The sequence below is a fragment of the Gilliamella sp. Occ4-3 genome, assembly GCF_001690675.1.
In the GTDB taxonomy this organism is placed as follows: domain Bacteria; phylum Pseudomonadota; class Gammaproteobacteria; order Enterobacterales; family Orbaceae; genus Gilliamella; species Gilliamella bombi.
Genome location: NZ_LZHR01000031.1, coordinates 1 through 20,558 on the forward strand (window position 1 = coordinate 1; position 20,558 = coordinate 20,558).

Annotated in this window: 16 protein-coding genes; 3 read left to right on the top strand and 13 right to left on the bottom strand. The window is 33.7% G+C overall.

The window, feature by feature from the left end; all coding sequences use genetic code 11:
* From A9G44_RS03650 to rplM, 7 genes are all read right to left on the bottom strand, one after another.
* Positions 1–789 (bottom strand): hypothetical protein (locus A9G44_RS03650; protein WP_143426301.1); only part of this gene is annotated, 789 nt, incomplete at its 3' end.
* A 19-nt stretch (positions 790–808) separates the two neighbouring features.
* Positions 809–1,753, bottom strand: a complete 945-nt coding sequence (locus A9G44_RS03655) for a CYTH domain-containing protein (RefSeq protein ID WP_065609232.1) — start codon at positions 1,751–1,753, stop codon at positions 809–811.
* An 89-nt stretch (positions 1,754–1,842) separates the two neighbouring features.
* Positions 1,843–2,250, bottom strand: a complete 408-nt coding sequence (locus tag A9G44_RS03660) for a ClpXP protease specificity-enhancing factor (RefSeq protein ID WP_065609233.1) — start codon at positions 2,248–2,250, stop codon at positions 1,843–1,845.
* A gap of 49 nt (positions 2,251–2,299) precedes the next feature.
* Positions 2,300–2,932: a glutathione S-transferase N-terminal domain-containing protein gene (locus A9G44_RS03665; RefSeq protein ID WP_034911300.1), complete on the bottom strand. Its 633-nt coding sequence runs from the start codon at positions 2,930–2,932 to the stop codon at positions 2,300–2,302.
* 361 nt (positions 2,933–3,293) lie between these two features.
* Complete coding sequence (gene ltrA, locus A9G44_RS03670) at positions 3,294–5,087, bottom strand: group II intron reverse transcriptase/maturase (RefSeq protein ID WP_081298237.1); 1,794 nt, start codon at positions 5,085–5,087, stop codon at positions 3,294–3,296.
* A 1,564-nt stretch (positions 5,088–6,651) separates the two neighbouring features.
* Entirely contained in the window at positions 6,652–7,044 is a 393-nt protein-coding gene (rpsI, locus tag A9G44_RS03675) for a 30S ribosomal protein S9 (RefSeq protein WP_034915459.1), read from the bottom strand.
* A gap of 11 nt (positions 7,045–7,055) precedes the next feature.
* Positions 7,056–7,484: a 50S ribosomal protein L13 gene (gene rplM / locus A9G44_RS03680; RefSeq protein ID WP_034901369.1), complete on the bottom strand. Its 429-nt coding sequence runs from the start codon at positions 7,482–7,484 to the stop codon at positions 7,056–7,058.
* A 273-nt stretch (positions 7,485–7,757) separates the two neighbouring features.
* Between rplM and A9G44_RS03685 the strand changes: the two genes are divergently transcribed.
* Complete coding sequence (locus A9G44_RS03685) at positions 7,758–8,378, top strand: YrbL family protein (RefSeq protein WP_081298238.1); 621 nt, start codon at positions 7,758–7,760, stop codon at positions 8,376–8,378.
* Here the strand turns inward: A9G44_RS03685 and pmrB are convergent.
* Both pmrB and A9G44_RS03695 read right to left on the bottom strand, forming a co-directional pair.
* Entirely contained in the window at positions 8,347–9,447 is a 1,101-nt protein-coding gene (gene pmrB, locus A9G44_RS03690) for a two-component system sensor histidine kinase PmrB (RefSeq protein ID WP_065609235.1), read from the bottom strand. The genes A9G44_RS03685 and pmrB overlap by 32 nt on opposite strands.
* A gap of 131 nt (positions 9,448–9,578) precedes the next feature.
* The gene (locus A9G44_RS03695) at positions 9,579–10,538 is read right to left on the bottom strand and encodes an IS30 family transposase (RefSeq protein WP_065609236.1); all 960 of its coding nucleotides are present in this window, start codon (positions 10,536–10,538) and stop codon (positions 9,579–9,581) included.
* Positions 10,539–10,771: 233 nt separating this feature from the next.
* Between A9G44_RS03695 and A9G44_RS03700 the strand changes: the two genes are divergently transcribed.
* Both A9G44_RS03700 and A9G44_RS03705 read left to right on the top strand, forming a co-directional pair.
* A complete protein-coding gene (locus A9G44_RS03700; RefSeq protein ID WP_065560092.1) occupies positions 10,772–11,671 on the top strand; it encodes a LysR family transcriptional regulator in 900 nt (299 codons plus the stop codon).
* Between the two features lie 765 nt (positions 11,672–12,436).
* Positions 12,437–13,420: an AEC family transporter gene (locus tag A9G44_RS03705; RefSeq protein ID WP_034915628.1), complete on the top strand. Its 984-nt coding sequence runs from the start codon at positions 12,437–12,439 to the stop codon at positions 13,418–13,420.
* Between the two features lie 448 nt (positions 13,421–13,868).
* Here A9G44_RS03705 and A9G44_RS03710 read toward each other — a convergent pair whose 3' ends face one another.
* The 4 genes from A9G44_RS03710 to pykF all read right to left on the bottom strand — a co-directional run bounded on the left by A9G44_RS03710 (position 13,869) and on the right by pykF (position 20,209).
* Positions 13,869–14,591 carry an outer membrane protein gene (locus tag A9G44_RS03710; RefSeq protein WP_065609237.1) on the bottom strand — a complete coding sequence of 241 codons (723 nt, stop codon included), beginning with the start codon at positions 14,589–14,591 and terminating at the stop codon, positions 13,869–13,871.
* A gap of 501 nt (positions 14,592–15,092) precedes the next feature.
* Positions 15,093–16,616, bottom strand: coding sequence for a Ppx/GppA phosphatase family protein (locus tag A9G44_RS03715; protein WP_218837521.1), 1,524 nt, complete (start codon positions 16,614–16,616; stop codon positions 15,093–15,095).
* 10 nt (positions 16,617–16,626) lie between these two features.
* Positions 16,627–18,684, bottom strand: a complete 2,058-nt coding sequence (ppk1, locus tag A9G44_RS03720) for a polyphosphate kinase 1 (protein WP_034913843.1) — start codon at positions 18,682–18,684, stop codon at positions 16,627–16,629.
* Between the two features lie 112 nt (positions 18,685–18,796).
* Positions 18,797–20,209 carry a pyruvate kinase PykF gene (pykF, locus tag A9G44_RS03725; protein WP_065609239.1) on the bottom strand — a complete coding sequence of 471 codons (1,413 nt, stop codon included), beginning with the start codon at positions 20,207–20,209 and terminating at the stop codon, positions 18,797–18,799.
* Positions 20,210–20,558 lie beyond the last annotated feature (349 nt).

The window sequence follows — 20,558 nt, forward strand, 5'->3', positions numbered from 1 at the left end:
ACTTGAAATTAATGACTTCACCTGTAAATTATCATAAACAGTTTTAAATTGTTTTCGCAAAACAAAATAACCAATCGTATTTACAATCAGTAAAAATACTGAATAAAAAATAATAGTTCTAATGTGGTATTCAAGGGGACCTATAGAATCCAGAGGATCTTTAGGAACAAAAAAGAAATTTAAACAAAATAAGGCAATAGATAAATAATAGAAATTAAATAATAGAATAAATAAAGATAAATGAGTTTTTTGACTATTGTCCGAGGATAATACAATCATATCTGGCTCTGTTACAAAAACTGTTCGCAGTAGCTTTATCCCTAAACAAATCACCATTATTATCCAAATATAACAAGCTAATCTAAATACGCCTATATAGAGACTTTCTATATAAGGAAAATAATATGGCGGTATAGCAGAATATAAAAATCCAAGAACCTGTCGCTCAAATATCACCTGATAACCATTGATGCCTATTATTATAAAAATAACAATTAAGAACACACAAAGCAAATTCTTTTTATTGGCCCGATAGACAGAATTCTTGTACAAAATTATGGCTGAAGTAATAAAAATTAAAACTAGATTTGCTAGCTGATTAAAAGTATTAGGTAAAACAATATAAATAATTAATGATAAAAAAGAATCGGCCCAAATATATGGGTTAACCTTTGCATAGCTAAAAACCATATTGTCAACAAGGAATTCTCGTCCAACTAAAAAAGTGCTATCTAGCACCCCATAAAACAGCAGGAATAAGAACGGTAATTTAAAAAAGGAGAGCTTCATTATTTTACTTTTTATCCTATTAATTAATAGTCAGATTTGCGATCAACATAAGCTTGAACTTTGTATTAATCTCACTAAAAGCAAATTCTTTTACAGAGTTAATAGTCAATAATGCCATTTGCCATTGAGCAAATTCAGGCTCAAAAGAAAGATTTTTATCTATTAGAATAAAATTTATTTGGTTTAGCGTTTGTTGATATAATGCTAAATCATTAACTTCTAATGCATATTCTTCATTTTGTTGCCAAAATTTTAACAGGTTTGCTAGATCTTGATGGGCTTGAAGATCAAATTGACAAGTTTTAAGTGATGCATTTTTCAGTAAGCAATAGCCCCTAGCAGCTTTACTTTGTGAAAAAAGATGCAAATGGAAGCGGCTTAACTCAAGAGCAAAATTAAACAGGTCTTGTTTATTACCTTGTTTAAGTTCTAATTCGACTTCTTGAATGATTTTAACTTTTTTGTTTGATTTAATTTCCCCTAGGTCTAGTGCCACCTCAATTTCGCTACTCGCAAAAAAAATTAGCCAAGTTTGCCTTTTGAAATCGGTACTGAACAATGGTAATAAATCTCGTTGTAACCGCTCAATATCGCAATTATAGGGTAATGCCATATGTGGTAATACAGCTAAATTGGGTTCTGAATTGGGTAAGTCAACATTAAATTCAGCACGCTCATGTAAACCAGCCACAGACTTGCTATCTCGCTTTAAGGTGATTTCAAACTCTTTTTGGTGAGCACTTTCATATCCCCTTACTCGCAATCCACACTGATTATTACGTAGGTAGTAATCGCTTGTGTCATAATAGGTACTAGTCAAATTGAGTTTTGTAGAACTGCGTTTTGCTGGTGATATCGTTGAAAATTCAACTTGGTCGCTATCAGCCCATTGATCTAGAAAATATCTTAAATTAGCAATATCACTAGTATTAATTTCAAACTTTAATTCGATTTCGTTACTCATTCATCTATTTTTCACTATTTTTAACATTATCAACGATAAATCTACTGCATACATCATAGTGAATCACCGTTAATTAACAATATTACAAATTATTTTACAACACGAAATGGATTAGGTTTTGATTTAGATTGTTCAGGTTGTGAGGACAAAGATTCACTCTGTATGCTATATTGTGGTTCATCTTCAAATCCCATACCCACACCATTTTCACGAGCATAAATTGCCTCAATCGCCGCCATTGGTACCACAATATGTTGTGGTATACCAGAAAAGCGAGCATTAAATTCAATTTGTTCATTAGTAGCCAAATATTGGCCAACTGATTGTGGGGCAATATTTAGTACAATTTGATTGTTTTGGATAAATTCCTGCGGTACTAACACCCCATATACAGAAGTATTAACAACAATGTAAGGTGTTAAATCATTATCCAAAATCCAGTCATAAAAAGCCCTAAATAGATAAGGGCGACGTGGCGTCATTTGTTCAAGTTCCATCAAGGCTACCTTGTCAAAAATTATCGTAAATAAAGATAAATTTAATTGTTTATGATCTTATTTTTTTTTCTGCTTCAGTTAATGAATTAATAAAAGCAGGACGTTCAAAAATCCTCGCCATATAGGCTAAATAATTCTTTTCAGCCACTTTTGGTAATTCAATATCAAGCAATGGCAAACGCCAAAGTAACGGAGCAAAATAACAATCACATAATGTAAAATCATCACTCATAAAATAATCTTTTTCTTTAAACATAACCGAAATCGAAACAAGATCATCAAGAAGATTTTTTCGTGCTGTTTTAGCCTCCTCACTATAAGGGTCAGCAATAATTGTTTTGTATTCACTATACCACTCTTTTTTAATACGATACATTGTTAATCGTGAATTAGCACGAACGATAGGATAAACAGGCATTAATGGTGGGTGTGGAAAGCGTTCATCCAAATATTCTAACGCAATATGCGGTTCATATAACGTAAGATCACGATCAATTAGAGTTGGAATTGAGCCATAAGGATTAAGATCCAATAATTCTTGTGGTAAATTATCCGCCGTTACAAACTCTATTTCCGCAGTTACCCCTTTTTCTGCCAAAACAAAACGAATCTGATGCCCGTAAATATCTGTTGTATCACAAAATAATGTCATTACAGAACGTTTATTAACAGCAACAACCATATCCACTCCAAATTTATAAAATTAAAATAAGTCTAGTTGCCGTCTATTCTAACAAATTGGATAACAAAATTGTTAAAAAAAAATAAATTTTCTTTAATTCTTTTCCTCAAGCCCTAATTTTGACAAGCAGTTTCATAAAACATGTGCTTAAGTATAGGATTTATTAAATTAGTTAACCTAATAATATTAAATAATATTTATTTCCTAAATAATCTTAATTCTTAAAAATATTTAACCTACGTAGTTTAGCTTTTTAATTAACCAAATCAGCATAAAAAAACCCAGCATTCGCTGGGTTTTGAAACAAAATTGTAACGTTTTTGTAATATTGCTAGTCGGGTAGCAGTGACACATTACTGTATCACCGCCCCCTAAGAACTGTACGAGCGAATTTCTCCGCATACAGCTCAAGCCTTTCAATTGACTTTAGTAAGCCAGTCACTACCTCTAATTTCAGTGCATGGACTTTTTTGTGGCAAATAGGATGTAGTAACACCCTATTTTTGAGCGTATCCGCCCCTCCGTGCATTTTGTAGATAATATGATGGTCATGCCATCCCGTCTCTTTTGTGATTGGGAGTTGACATAAGCCACAACGACCTTTTTGTTCCTTATACAGCATTTGCCATTTGTGTCTGTGTGAGAATTCCTCATACATCCGCTTCTGGTGTAATGTTTCCCCGTATAATTCCCATTCCGGTAAAAATGGATTGTAATCCGATTTTACCTTAATATGTCGTTTGATTGCCGTCTTGCTACATTGCAATAATTCAACCCATTTATCCATACCATAGCGGTCTTTTATCATCGTGCCAAAGTTCCATACTTGAGTTGCCGTCGTTTTAAAGTATTTCTCTTTTATCCAACGTTTACCCTTCTTGCTATGTCTTCTTTTGCTCCAATTCCAAAGCGCACGCCATATTAATGCATCCATTCGCCCATATGCCTGACTCGCTACTTGACTTCGGTGATAGTTAGCCCACCCCCTTATCATTGGATTTAATACCTTTATTAAGTCTTCTTGTTTAACCATGCTTAATCTTTTAATCTTATCTCTCACCTTGCTATAGAATGCTTTTACATTCTTTTTACTCGGTTTGATGATAAGCTTGTCGTTAAACTGTCTTACGTTCCAACCTAAGAAGTCAAAACCCTGCTTGATATGCGTTATTTTCGTCTTCTTCTCCGAGAGTGTTAGTCCCCTCTCTTTGAGGAATGCTTTAACCACTGGGATGACCTTTTCTTCCAGTAATTCCTTTGAAATCCCCGAAATCACAAAGTCATCCGCATACCTCACCATGTACGTCTTATGTTGCCTGATTTTCTTGCTCGCTTTCTCACCAAAGTGATTAGCTAGCTCTTTCTCCAAGCCATCCAACGCCATGTTAGCCAGTGTCGGCGAGATTATTCCCCCTTGCGGTGTTCCCGCCTCCGTTGCTTTTACCTGTCCCATGTCCCCAACACCCGATTTTAACCACTTCGTTAATATCCGCTTATTCATTGGAATATTCGCTATTAACCAATCATGGCTAATGTGGTCAAAACAGCCCTTGATATCTGCATCTAATACCCACTGCGCAGGTTGGTTAGTTTTCCGCCCCTTGTGTGAGAATATTCGATGTATATGGGTTATCGCATCGACCGTTGAGCGATTAATACGAAAACCATAAGAGCCTTTGTCCGCTGTCGTTTCCGAGACAGGCTGTAGGGCCAATAGATAGAGTGCTTGCATTGCCCTGTCTTTCATGGTCGGAATACCCAAAGGGCGTTTCTTCCCGTCAGACTTAGGAATATAGACCCGCCTTAATGGTTGCGGTTTATATCCCTTGTTTGTGAGCGTTGCAATGGCTTTCCATTTTGCCTCAGCGGTGCTCCAAGTTACCTTATCATCACCTGCCGTCCTTTTACCTCTATTTTCAGTCACTCGCCTTACCGCTAATTGCTTAGCGTAAGTCGAGCGTGTTAATAATCTTTGCAATCTTTTAACTTTGCGCCAATTATTCTCAAGTGTCGCTTTCGCAATCCTACTCTGCAATCCTTTAACATGTCTTGTTGCTTTGACCCAGTCAATACTGTGCCATTTACAAGCCATGTCAGAGGTCGCTGGAGCTGGACTCTTATTAGCCTTTAAGCTATTATGAGCTTGCTCTTTCATACTTACCTCTTGATACAAGAAGTAGCAGAAATTACTTGATTTGTGGTGAATAACTACCAATGAAACTCCCACGTTACATGTGGTAGTTATTCAGTTAATCAAATAACTCTACCACGATGTAACATGGTTAATGATTGAGTTTTGAGCTTGACGTCTGCTTGTAACAGATGAGTTATTCTTCCCAATAATTCATTTTAAACTGTTAGGCATTCGTCAGCTCATCCCTCGCCTAAAATAATTCCATCAGAAATTATCCACTAAAGGATTAGCCCGTCATCTTGCGACGGAAGACCAGTTAGAAGTCTGCATCCTTTCGGATTAGGTCATGTCTCATACCCTATGTTAGCCATTACAGCCAACCCTTCGCTTTCTCTAACCTCCTTTACCTGCACACTCAACAGCATTACTTACGCTCTGCCTGCCGTACACTCTTCTGTTTTCCGTATATATACGGTTACTGAATTGTGGACGGCAAATGTACAGGCTTACCAAGTTCCATTATTACCACACGAATAGTTAAGATGTAGACTGTCCGCCGATAGTCGTATGATGGCGTACTCCCACGCTAGAAAGGAGTAACCGACTATGTACCTTTGGTTAAAGCCTATCAGTAGCTTTGGCTTTTCCAGCATTACGACGTTTGTCATCTATTCACTTACGTTCATCTTTCTATTCAGTCTTGCCCCTCATAACCTGCTACTGGTTATTACTTAGTTTCACCTCGCGATTTCACTAACCTTGCTATTCCTCAAGGGGGTACGTTGTCAGGAAGCTCCGCACCAGACCGTTGCCAGCCTCGCACTATCCCTAGACTACTACTAGCCATATAATAGGTTGGCTCTCATATAATTAAAACTTTTTCTATATGATTCAACAATGGCAATAACAGCTTATGCACTGCTCATAAAACTGCTCGAGTGAAGTAAATAGGTTTTTATACCTGATATTCCACCAATAATATATTGTACAAGGATTATTATTGTCCCTTCATTATCACCCTTAAAGTTATTATTAACTTTAGTTGGTTATATAATGTTGTGACTAATCTTTTGTATATATTTACTTACTTTCTTAATGTTTCTATGATTAAAGGTCATAGGTATTAAGTAGCAACTTATTAGTTAAATAGAGACGTCGGCAATGTATAATTGCTCGCCTTGTAGTTGTGTATAGTCCAACTATGACTGGAGAGTGTATACTCTCAAAAGGCTCCAGTTTTCTTCATGGCGAAGTTTTGATGTCAGCTATATCTTCGGCTCATCATGTAGTTGTATATAGTTCAACTCTGGACTGGTAAGGATTATCCTTACAAAAGGCTTACATGAATATGTCCCCTCTTGCACACGGGTCGAAAGGTTAACTATTTAACGCTTTCGGTATTTTCTCCCCTTCGGGAGTATGAGGCTCCCTCGAGGAGTTTACAAGCATGTAAATAAGGAAAGAGTATTTCATCTTCGCTCTTATCTACGAATGAAAGGGAAAAGTATTTCATCTTCGCCTTTCATTCACTTGATTTTTACGAAAAAATTCATAAAAATCAAGCACTTAGTGCTACTTGTCGCACCTAACGTTTGCTGAATTGAGGACGACGACGAGCTTTGCGTAGACCCACTTTTTTACGTTCAACTTGACGTGCATCACGAGTAACAAAACCTGCTTGACGTAACGCTGAACGTAAAGTTTCATCATATTCCATTAACGCACGAGTAATACCGTGACGAATCGCACCAGCCTGACCTGAAATACCACCACCTTTAACAGTGATATAAAGATCAAGTTTATCAGTCATTTCAACTAACTCTAACGGTTGCATAACAACCATACGAGCTGTATCACGACCAAAGTATTGCTCTAAAGAGCGCTTGTTAATAACGATGTTACCACTACCTGGTTTGATAAATACACGAGCAGCAGAACTTTTGCGGCGACCTGTACCGTAATATTGATTATCAGCCATCTTTTATCCCCTTAAATATCTAATACTTGCGGTTGTTGTGCCGCATGATTGTGCTCACTACCAGCATAAACTTTTAGTTTACGGTACATTGCACGACCAAGAGGACCTTTCGGTAACATGCCTTTTACAGCAATTTCGATGACTTGTTCAGGATGACGTTCAATCATCTCTTTAAAAGTCGCTTCTTTAAGTCCACCAATGTAGCCAGTATGACGATAATAGATCTTATCAGTGCGTTTTTTGCCTGTTACAGCAACTTTTTCTGCATTAATAACGATAATATAATCACCTGTATCAACATGTGGTGTGTATTCTGCTTTGTGTTTACCACGCAAACGGCTTGCGATTTCAGTAGCTAAACGACCTAACGTTTTACCTGCTGCATCAACAACATACCAGTCGCGTTTAACTGTTTCTGGTTTAGCTGAAAAAGTACTCATTCGTAATTATCCAATTTTTAATTAATCTCACGTTAATAAATCATTTGATTTATTTACACTTTTGATTGTTACCATTAATTAACTCACCCCTTCGAGTGGTTATACTAATATTGACAACCGAAAACAACGTTGGGAAGAACGTTGTCGTAACGTGGGTGGCAATATTATACAGAAATTTTATAAAAGCGCTAGAGTAAAAATAAAAAATCATAGCGAGAAGGAACGCTTACTGATAAACTAAAATCAACATTAAATAACAAAATATTTAAATAAATGAGCAATACAATTCAACTTTCAATAGAAGATTATATTAGCAGAGGATTGCACCGAAAATGTTATCGTCATCCAAATGATCCCAATAAGTGTATCAAAGTGAATTATAATGTCGGTGCTGAAGATGAGACTAATCGAGAAATTTCTTATTATAAACATCTAATTAGACGTAATGTTTCATTCGATGCAATAGCAAAATATTACGGCCCAGTTTCAACCAATTATGGCAAAGGTCATATTTTTCAACTCATCCGAGATTATACCGGAGAAATAGCTATACCACTTGAAAAATACCTCGCTGATACAAAATTAACTAAGCAATATTACGATGATTTAGTTACTTCATTAAGAAATTTGAAATCAGCTCTATTAAAAGATCGTATTATTACAATGACAATAAAAAGCAAAAATATTTTGTTTCAGCACTTAAGTGCAGATAACAGTCGCTTAATTATTATCGATAATATCGGTAATTCAACTCTTATTCCTATTGCCAATTACATTCCTTTTTTTGCTAAAGCCAAAATTGAACGAACTTGGCAACGTTTTTTAACATCCATTATTAAAGAAAATAGCAACAACAAATTAATCACTCGTTTAGTTGACGAAGTGAATCATTAATCCTCAATTGTGCAATAGCACCTTTTACATTATTAGGTCTATTTTTTAAGGTAAATAGACCTTGATGTAATTTAGCAATACGGTTGACTATACTTAAACCAAGCCCAATACCATTATGCTTGCGATCCATACGAAAAAAGGCTTGGATCATTTTTTCGCTTTTAGACTCATCAATGCCATTACCTTCATCTTCTACAGTAATAATGATATCTTTTTTAATTTTGTAACAACTTACCACGATTTTAGTGTTCTCAGGACTGTAGCGATAACTATTTTCAACTAAATTACGTACTAATAGTCTTATTAAGGTTGCATCACCATTAAAAATAAGATCTTTATCAGTCAAATGCCATTCAAGCTGTTGCTGTTTTTGTGAAGTCAATTCTGTTAGTTCATCAGACAGCGGAATCATAATATCATTATAAAAATTAATATGTTGATACTTTCCTACAGTAAACTTTTGACTAGTTCGAGCAAGCATTAATAGCTGTTCTACAGTACTGACTAATCGATCTATACGATCAATTAACTCTGTGCAATCAATGTTATTTTTATTTTCTAACAATTCTAGATGTAAACGAATGCCTGCTAAAGGTGTCCTCATTTCATGCGCTACGTCGGCGGTAAAAAGACGTTCTTGAGATAATGTTGTACTCAGCCTAATAAAAAGATTATTCAATACAGATGTAATCGATTTAATTTCACGCATATTGCTGATTGGCGCAATGGGTTTTAGGTTCTCCTCGGTACGTTGATTAAGATCTTTCTCTAAAATTTCCAACGGTTTTGTGATCCACTTGATCGCTTTGTATGCTAAAATTAGTGTTACTGCCATCATAGAAAAAGCAGAACAAAACAAAACGAAAATCGCTTCTAATTCTTCTTCAACAACTTCATCAATTTTATTTTGACTTAGAGTCAAATTAACCAATACATCTATTTGTTCTTTACTTTCGTGCCATAACCAAAGGACAGTAATAATCTGACAAACCAACATGATAGAACCCAAAGTAAAAAATAGGTTCCAACGAATACTGTGGCGTATATTACTAAGTGATTCTGAAATCATATTTTAATTATCTAATTTAAATTAATCGATTTATCAACATCCATCAATAATTTGATAACCATAACCTCGTATTGTGCGAATGAAATTTTTACCTAATTTATTACGTAACCCGTGAATATACACTCCTGGATTCAAACATGAAGTGCAATTCTTCTTAACTCCTTAGAATAAAAATCGGCAGGGCTTTTAAACTTATGCCGTTTTCTTGGGCGTGTGTTCAATAGATATTGAATTTTCTTTATCTGTTCGTCATCAACTAATGAAATGGCCGCTGACTTAGGTATAAACTGACGTATTAAGCCATTGGTGTTTTCATTTGTGCCTCTTTGCCTGCTTTTATAAGGCTCCGCAAAGTATACGGTAGTATTTAAATAATGCTCAATAGCATGATGATAATTAAATTCGGTTCCATTATCAAAGGTGATGCTTTTAACCATTTTTTTAAACGGCGTTAGCAATTTTATTATCATATCTCTCGTTTCGGAGGCGGTACGTTGATTGAGGCGCCCAATTAATACTAGCCCTGTTTTGCGTTCAACTAATGTCACCAATGCTTGCTTGTCTTTACGGCTAATAATCGTATCGCCCTCCCAATGTCCTCGCGTTTTCCGGCTTTCTACATAACTTGGACGTTGTTTTATTGACCGTTTATATCGGCGGTCTCCTTCTTTAATACTCGGTGCCTTACAATGCCTATAGGCTTTGCCTTTTCGCCTTAGATAAGGTTTGAATTGTTCATAGCGTGCTTTATTTTGATAAAGATAGTTATAGATTGATTGGACACTGACTTTCTTTAAACGTGCGGCAATCTGCTCTGGGCTGTAATAAAGCATGAGGTATTTTTCAACTTGGCGCCATACTGAAGACGCTATTGGTTTACCATTACCGTTGTTTTTTCGCCTTTTCCTAGCTAGGGTTACCGCATCATGTGCTTGATAGGCTTGATTAGGTTTTGAGTTTCTTTTTATCTCTCGACTTATTGTCGAAGGATGTCTATTGAGTAGCTGGGCTATCTCTTTTTTATTCTTTCCGGCTTGTAATAATACGAAAATCTGGTATCTTTCCTTCCTAGAAAAGTGATTATAATACATAGCAATCTCCAAACTGTGGTGGTGCGAAGGTGCTAGTATAAATCACCTTTCTACTTTCTTCACTCCACCGTGTTTAAAATTGCACTTCATGTTTGAATCCAGGTAAGTTAATTATTGTGATTGGTTAGCACCATTTGTTTATGATAATGGTTATTATTTTGTAGATAAATAAGCTATTATGTGATTTATTGTCAAAATAAGTGGGACAATTGTTTGGTGTTGGTGAAAGGCAGATGGATAGATCTAATAAATTACTAGAAATGATGGTTTTTGTGGCGGTAGTTGATTGTAATAGTTTTGTTGATGCGTCAGTTAAGTTAAATATGTCTAAGCAGGCAGTGTCACGTTATATTCAAGCATTAGAAAATCGCTTGCAAGTTCGGTTGTTACAACGTACAACTCGCAAAATGGTCATTACCCATGAGGGGCAAATTTTTTATTTGCAAGCTAAAGCCATTATTAATGCTACCACAGAAGCAGAAAATAGCCTCACTTTAGATCATGCAAGTCCACAAGGTATTCTTCGGGTTAATGTGCCTGTTAGTTTTGGTATTTTGCATTTGGCGCCTTTATGGCAAAAATTTATCAATAAATACCCTAAAATTGAGCTAGATATTACGTTGTCAGATCGTGTGGTTGATCTGCTTGAGGAGGGCTACGATCTTGCTGTTCGAATTGGTCGGCTAGAAAGTTCGTCGCTGATTAGTCGTAAGTTGGCAACTACGCAAATCATAGCCGCCGCGTCGCCTGATTATATTGCTAAATATGGCATGCCGAATGATCCTGATGATTTGTTGAATCATAAAATTGTGATGTATAGTCAGTGGGCTAAAAAAGAGCAATGGCATTTTTATAAAGACAATGCCCATTACTCGGTGAATTTAAAAGCGAATATCTATTGTAATAATGGCGATACTTGCCGCCAAATTATGTTACAAGGAGGTGGTATTTCGTTGCAACCTGATTTTATTATTGGTAAAGATATTAAAATAGGCCGTTTAGTTCGTGTTTTGTTGAATTATAAAGTCGAGGATTTGAATATTTATGCCGTTTATCCAAGCCGTAAATTATTACCGCTCCGAACTCGATGTTTAATCGATTTTTTAGTTAGCGAACTAAAAAATTATCAATGATCAGTTAGTTAAAACATAACCGTTATTATTTGATATGTAAAAAATCTTTAGACAAAAAATAGTCAAATGTATTACTGATTTTACAATAACACAGAAATGATTTACATTATGCTAGTTATTAATTGATTATTCAGAAACAATCTTTACTATATATTGTTTTCAAGATTTATTGTCATTATATGAATATCAATAATAAGGCTTTGTGGCAGCAATTCTATATAAATAAAGTAAATCAAATTATTATCTATAATAGGTATGTTTTTTATAATGAATAACACATTATAAAAAAGCATCATTTAAGAACTTTTAGTGCAATATTAATTTTTACTATAATTTAACACTCATGATTTATATTTTCTTATTTATTGTTTTTTAAAGAAATAAAACTCTATTATCAACAAGTTTAGAGTAAAGTTTTAATGTTTTTATGAGTTTTTAAGACAGTTAGTAGATCTTGATTTACACAAGGTCGAGAAGAATAAGTATAATAATACCTAAGTTACTATATTTTATATTTGAATATAACAAAGGTTTTCATTAAAGAATGTCTTTAATTTTAATTAAGCATACTGAGTGCGAAATAGCAATTAATAATATCAAGTTTCAACAACGAAGAATATCGTTTTACATGTAATAAATATATTCGATTTTGTTACCCACTTATTTTAGTTTTAGCTAGGTCTATAAATATAATATCTAATCTGAAGTTACCGACCATTTACCGAATTTGTATTTTTAGTAATATTATTTTAGGAGTTTTAAAAAATGAATCTGATCTGGTCAGCAGTTGGACAAGTTATTAGTTCTTGTCTTCCGGTTTTTTTATTAATTTTTCTTGGTTGGTTATGTGTACAACAAGGGATCTTTTCGAAGGATTCTAAAAAATTATTATCAGGACTGGTATCAAACTTTGTCTTTCCTGCTTTACTTTTTGTGCATACGTCTCATGCTAAACCGTCGCAAATATTCAATGGCATTTGGATGATTGCGTTTTTCTGTACTATGTCTTTTTTATGGATAATTTGTTTTTTAACCAATAAATACATTTTGCACAAAGAGTTAAAGTCGACGGCTATGAATGCAATGCTATGTTGCTTTCCCAACATGGGCGGGATGGGAGTTCCTTTCTTGACGTTAATGTTAGGGGCTGCATCAACTATTTCCGTTGCGATTGCTAATTTTGTTGTTGCATTATCATTGATCCCAATGACAATATTTTTATTAGAACTTTGTGATACTAAACTGTCTGGCGGTAAAGTCACCGGTGGTATGATCTTTAGTGCAGTAAAAAATTCACTTATGAAGCCAATGTTTTTGGCCGTTATTTTAGGGTTAATTGTGAGCGTTACCGATGGTACTAAATGGCTACCACATTTTGTGTTTAACACTTTTGATATTATGTCAAATGCTTGTAACTTTATTTCACTTATTGCGGTCGGTGTTGGTATTCATGGTGTTAAATTAAAATTATCTAAACCGTTAATGATCAATGTTGTGTTAAAAAGTTTCATTACACCAATTATTGCACTTATTTCCGTATATCTATTTGGTATCACAGGTATGGAAGCTGAAGAGTTAGTTTTCTTATTGGCAATGCCAACGGCATCAACAGCGGTTATTTTGGCTTACAATTGGAATGTTGAGCAAGAACAAGCATCAAGCATTTTCTTTGCATCAACAGTTTTATCTATCTTCATTTTACCAACCTTATTGCTTATTATGGACTTCACCATTCCAGGTGTTGCTTAATTAAAAGCTAAATATAAATGCTCTCATTTAATTTTAGATGAGAGCTTTTATTATCAATTACATGTTTCTTTGGCAAGCCATGCTGGAATTACTCGGGTTGTTTACAGTAATAATAACCACCGTATTTCAAAAATCAACTAAACTTGCTGCTTACAAATGAATGGAAAAGTAAAAAGAGTAATACCAACTTTGGATTAAAATACGGCATAATCAACAAGTATATAGTGATTCAAAAGGTGAAGACTAAGTCTTAATTGATTAATTATTATAATTTTGTTAACCGCCATAAGGTGATTTTAGAAAAAACGCCTTATGGGGTTTTGGAGTGGTTATTTAACCATGAAGTGTAAATAACCCAGTTTTTTTCTACACATTAACAATAGCAAGAAATGTAGCGATAATATTGGTAACTAAACTAAAAAGGCCATTGTCTTTTTTAGTTTGCTAACTAGAAGCTATAGCGAACACCTGCTAATAAATCAATTGAACTTAGCTCAGCACTAGCATTAGTTCGATAGTATTCATTATGTTTTTTGATGTTTACTTTACCTGCATCCACATAACGAGCAGTGAAATCAACAACCATATTATTATTCAATTTATAAGCTACGCCAGCAGCAACATTCCATGCAAACTTTGTTTTTGTTTTTGATAATGAACGTTCATAATTAGAACCATCAACAGAAACGTTGTATTTTTCCTTATGGCTATTTTCTAGTTTAGTGAAGGCAACACCAAATCCCGCACCAATAAATGGAGTAATTGGTGAGTCAATATCAATATCATAATAACCATTTAACATTAATGTATTCATGCGGGCTTTGACTTTTTGAGTAGTACGAAGACGATATTCTTCATAATCAGTGTATCTATTTTCTTTTTTATCTGTATTGCCACGTAAGGTAAGAGATAATTCTACACGTGCAGGAATATCATAATTAGAAAAGTTGTAACCTAAATTTAAAGCGCCAGCTAATTTAGTTTTATGCATTGAGTCAAAAATACCATCGTTGATAACACCGCCGTGATTATAATGTAAGGTATCCTTAATATTTTTCACTTTTATTATAGAAGCTCCTAATTGACCTCCTAGGTAAAGTTCATTTGTTTCAGCATAAGCAAAATTTGAAAAACAAGCAAAAGTTGTTAGTGCAATTAATGTCTTCTTCATTTTTATTTCCTTTATTATGGTTGTTTAAGGCTTGCTGATTATAAAGCAAATAAATTAAAAATCAATTTAAGGTATTAGGAAGTTTTTTCAACAAAAAATAAAAGCTGTAACTAACCTTAAAATTGCACAGCAAAAAAGTAGAAAATTCTCTACGGTAACAGAGGCTTGTCGAGTTAAGTTTAAAATCGCAGTCTCAAGAAGAAATCATAAAAAAGCTGTAGTGCTCACAATGCAACGAAAAACATGGGCAAGAGAGCTACAAACCACTAAATTAATCTCAATTGCCATTAGCTGTCACATTGTGTAATTAAGTCGTTGTGTCTGCTATTATCAACCTCACACAGTATCACCATATTTTATACTTGAATCTTGTACTATTGGGGTATTCACAATAGTTACAAACTTACAAATATACGAAATTTAGGGGGGGGGGGAGTTTTCTATGAAGTGTAAACTAAACGTTTTTTCTACATATAAATTGATTTACAAGGGCTTTTACAATTAACATACTACAACCGATAGTTTCCAATCCTCAATTTCTTTCCAATATTTTTTTTCTTGTTCTAAATCAAATAATATCAATTTATTATTTTCAACAAATTCCCGATTAATTTCTATAGTCACTTTAGTTAGTTTATTTTTTAATAATTTTAAACGAAATGCTTGTAAATTAATTTCTGTATTTCGTTGGTTATTGATGAGTATAGATAATCTTAGAATTTGCATTAGCGGTATTATATGTTTGTATTCGAACAAACTAAAATAGGGTAGTGTATCTATATTGATAGTTTTTCTATGGTAACGTACAAGAGTAGACAAAAGTAATTGCTGCTCTTCGTTAAATCCAGGTAAATTACTATTTTGTAAAATATAGCTTGAATGTTTATGAACTGAAGAAAAGTTAATTTTTAATCCTACCTCATGTAACAAAGCAGCCCAATATAAAATAGATTCAAGGCTTGCTGGAATAGATGTCGGTGCTTGTTGTTGCCATTGAGAAAATAAATATTTTGCAGTTTTAACAACTTGCGTAGCATGGCATTGGTCTATATTGTAATGTTCAGACAGAGTTTGCGCGGTATTTTGTCTAATATCTCGGAAATTAAGACCTCCAGCCAACTCATAAAGCACCCCTTCACGTAATGCGCATGAGCTAAATTGTAAAGTATTTAACCCAAATGCGTTAAAAACCCCACTAAATATAGCTAGCCCGCTGACAAATACACTTTTTCTTTCACTAGAAAGTGAAGGGTAGTCAATATCTTGAAAAGAGTTGAATTCTAAAACATAACTAATTAAATCATCGAGCCTTTTTTGGGTAATAATTCCATCACAAACACCAATATCTAATAAGATACGATAAATAGACTTGATGGTGCCAGATGTACCAAATGCAACAGTAATATTTTGTTTTTTCATAATATTGATCAGACATTCAATTTGTTGTTCGGCGGCAAGCTTTGCTTGTTCGAATGAAATAGCGTTAATTTTATTTTCATGAAAAAACTGTTTAGCATAAGTTATGCATCCCATAGGGCGACTAGCAACAATCAACGGTTTTAGATCATTTCCTCTACCTATTGCAATTTCTGTAGATCCTCCACCGATATCTATTACAAATTTAGTATCATTTGACGATGTTGGTTCTGATGTCATAGTACCTAAATAAATAAGACGTGCTTCTTCTTGTCCCGATATGATTTCTATAGGAAATGGAAATACTTTAGCCGCAGCCATTAAAAATTTATATCTATTTTTTGCAACCCGCAATGTATGAGTTGCTACAACACGAACATTTTCGGGAGGAAAGCCAATTAATCTTTCGGAAAATAGTGTAAGGCATTCAACGCCTCGCATAATGCTTGATTCACTTAGATAGTTATTAGCATTAAGCCCTGTGGCAAGATGAATATTTTTTTTATTTTTATAAATGATCTGTATAGCACCATCTATAATACGAGCAATAACCATGTGAAAACTATTTGAACCAAGATCAACTACCGCATATTCATTGAATTTATTCACTTTAAATCCCTTATTCAACCGTTTCTAACTGATTCAAATAATCATAAATGGCATATTGTGCTCTAATTTTTTTCTTATTACCTCTTTGTACATAATTATTAGTTGCATCTTTATCAATAATACGAGCCTTTACATTATCATTGCATTGAATATTAAAAATATTATGGATAGTTGATTTTATTATTGGATCGAAGATTTTTACTCCCACTTCAATACGATTATCTAGGTTACGAGGCATCCAATCAGCAGAAGAAATATAAGTATCTTTTTTTCCTTCATTTTCAAAAATATACACACGAGCATGTTCTAAAAACTGATCAACAATACTTGTGACAGTAATATTTTCGCTTAAATTAGGAATTTGTGGTACCAAGACACAAGTTCCTCTTACTACAATTCTGATTTTTACACCAGCGCAAGATGCACGATATAATTGATCTATCATATCTTTGTCGGTTATTGCATTAAGCTTTAAATAGATACCTGCTACTTTACCTGTTTTGGCATTATTTATTTCTCGTTGGATAAATTCATAGAATCTCAATCGGGTATTTTGTGGAGACACAAGTAAATGATGGAACGAAACTGGTTTAAATGGGTTTTCAATGAAATTAAATACATTTTTAACTTCATCTGTAATTACAGGATCTGCAGTTAATAACGAAAAATCGGTATAAATTCTTGCAGTCCTTTCATTAAAATTACCTGAACCAATATGGGCATAACGAACAATTTCGCCATTTTCTTTACGATCAATCAAAAATAATTTGGCGTGGATCTTTAGTTTTGGTTGTGAATAGATAACTTTAATTCCACTACTAATTAATCGTTTTGCCCATTTTATATTTGCCTCTTCATCAAACCTTGCTTGTAATTCAACAACTACAGTGACCTTTTTACCATTATTGGCAGCATTAATGGCCGCATGAATAAAGCGGGAATCTTTTGCAACTCGGTAAATATTCATACGAATATGTGTAACAGATGGATCAAACGAAGCTTGGCGCATAATTTCTAATACGTGTCCAAAAGAGTAGTAGGGATAATAAAGCAACACATCTCGATCTTTAATCGCATCAAACGAATTTCGGAATTGTTTAAATCGATTATAACTTAAACCAGGAATTTTTTTATTTAATAGCTTTTTTTGTCCAAAGTCTGGAAATTTCACAAGATCTTTAAAATTAGGATAGCGCCCACTTGGCATTGCATCTTGTTCAGTTAATAACAATTTATTAATTAATAACTCAAATAATGCTTTTGGCATATCTTTTTGATAAGTAAAACGAACTGGCTGAGCAGTCAAACGTTGTTTTAACCCTTGTGACATAAGTTCAAGCAAACTGTCTAATTCTGTGTTTAATTCGTATTCAGCATCTCTATTAATATTAATAGAATAGGCATTTAATTCTTTGGCATCAAAAAACACTTTAAAAATATCGGGTAAACAGTAACGTAATATGTTATCCAAAAAAATGATCGATTTATTTTTAGTTGAAACTTCTGACGGTAATAAAACAAAACGAGGAATATTATCCGTCGGTAACTCAAGTAACGCATAATTGGTTTTATCTTCACAAATAATTTCTACAGCCAAATAGGCATGATCATCTTTTAAAAATTGAATAAGTTCGGTATGACTATCGAGTAGAATAGGGGTGATGTATTGTCTAAGGTTTTGTTTATAATAGTTTTTTATCCAACCTTCTTGATAAGAAGAAAGCTGTCTTTCGTTAATCAAAAAGATTTGATTTCTTGCCATTTCTAATAATAGTTCATTATAAAGCTGGTCAAACTGTAATTCTAGTTGAATAACTTTTTGGTTTACTTGACGTAATAAGTTTTTAGAGTTAGAAGATGAGTTGGCTTGCTCTTGTTCAATAAGTACATATTTTTTTAAGTTGGCAAACTGTACTTTATAAAATTCATCAAGATTACTTGAGTATATACCTAAAAAATGTATCCTCTCTATAAGTGGATTACTTTTATCAGCAGCTTCTTGTAAAACTCGCTGATTGAAAGATAACCAACTGAGTTCCTTAGGTAAATATACTTTTTCTTCAATCATTTTAATCTTTCAAATTCTATTAATAGTATTTTATACAGGATATCTTATGTAAAAAAAAAAGCTAGCATGTAGCTAACTTTTTTATTGCAGGACAAATAATAAGTATGCCGTTTTAAATACGGTGAACAGATGTTGTGTTAGTAGTTCCACTTGGTACTAAAGCACCAGATACCATCACAATAATATCACCTTGTTGTAAACCGCATACTTTAACAGCCATCTCTTTACCTAAACGATAAAAATCGTCAGTTGAGTTAATTGAATCAATTAAAATAGGCTCTACACCTTTTGTCACGGCTAACTGATTAACTGTCTTTTGACTTGAAGATAATGCTAAAATACGAGCTCTAGGGAAATAATGACGAACTTCCCTAGCTGATTTACCGCTACGAGTTGCTACAACAATTAATGGAGCATTTAAACGCTCAGCAATTTCTACAGCACCACAGCAAACAGCTGAAGTTATACTCAACTTTTCTTCTTTTGATGTCAATTCTAACGATGCTGGAATTGTGTTATCAGTTCGGTTACAGATAGTCGCCATAACATTAACAGTTTCGAGCGGATATTTACCTTTAGCACTTTCACCCGAAAGCATAACTGCATCTGTACCATCAATAATTGCATTAGCTACATCTCCAGCTTCCGCACGAGTAGGGCGAGGGTTTTTTATCATTGAATCAAGCATTTGTGTTGCTGTAATAACTGGTTTAGATGCTTTATTACATTTCTTAATCATCATTTTTTGAGCGAAAATAACTTCTTCAACAGCGATCTCAACCCCTAAATCACCACGCGCAACCATAATGCCGTCAGAAGCGTCAAGAATTTCATCAAAATTATCTAAACCTTCTTGGTTCTCAATTTTAGATATAATTTTAATGTTTTCACCACCATGAGCTTTTAAGTGAGCACGAATATCTTCTACATCAGAACGTTTTCGAATAAATGATGCAGCAATAAAGTCAACACCTTGTTCACAACCAAAAATGAGGTCATTTTTATCTTTTTCTGCTAGTGCTGGCAATTTAATTGAAACACCAGGTAAATTAATACCTTTATTTTCACCAAGTTCACCGTTATTTAAAACGGTACAAATAATCTCATTACCTTTAATTTCTTTAACGTCCATAGCAATTAAGCCATCATCTACTAGGACACGATTACCTGGTTTAAGGTCATGCGCAAAACCATCGTAAGTTACAGCTACACGGTCTTTGTTTCCGATAACATTTTTGTCTGTGGTAAACGTGAATGTTTGACCAGCAACTAGGGATACATCATTACCGCCTTCTAATTTGATAGTGCGAATTTCTGGGCCTTTGGTGTCTAGCATAATAGCGGCTTTTAAACCGGTTTCTTGCATTACTTCACGTAAATTTTTGATACGGTTACCATGTTCTTCGTAATCACCATGCGAAAAATTTAAACGCATAACATTCATGCCTGCATTTAATAATTTTGCTAACATTTCTTTTGATTCAGATTTTGGTCCGATCGTACAAACAATTTTTGTCTTTTTCATAATAGTATCTACTTAGTAATATATTTAATGTTAAGGTTAATGTTTTAATTCAATTTAAAAAATTCGATAAACCAACTTTTTGCAAAAAAAAACCAATGGCAAAGCATTGGTAGTTTTATTGGTTAAAAAAGGTATTTGTAGCTCAATATGGCTACCAAAATCACATAAAATCTTTGAAGAATATAATAATTTCATCAATAAGTTAAATCCTTTAAAATTCTTCTTATTATATTCTTAACAGTATTTTAAATAAAGTATTTTATCTTTAATATATTTTGTTATTTATAATAACATACTAAATTATAGCAACTAAACATTTGGCTTACATTAAGTCTTTAAGTTGATAAAT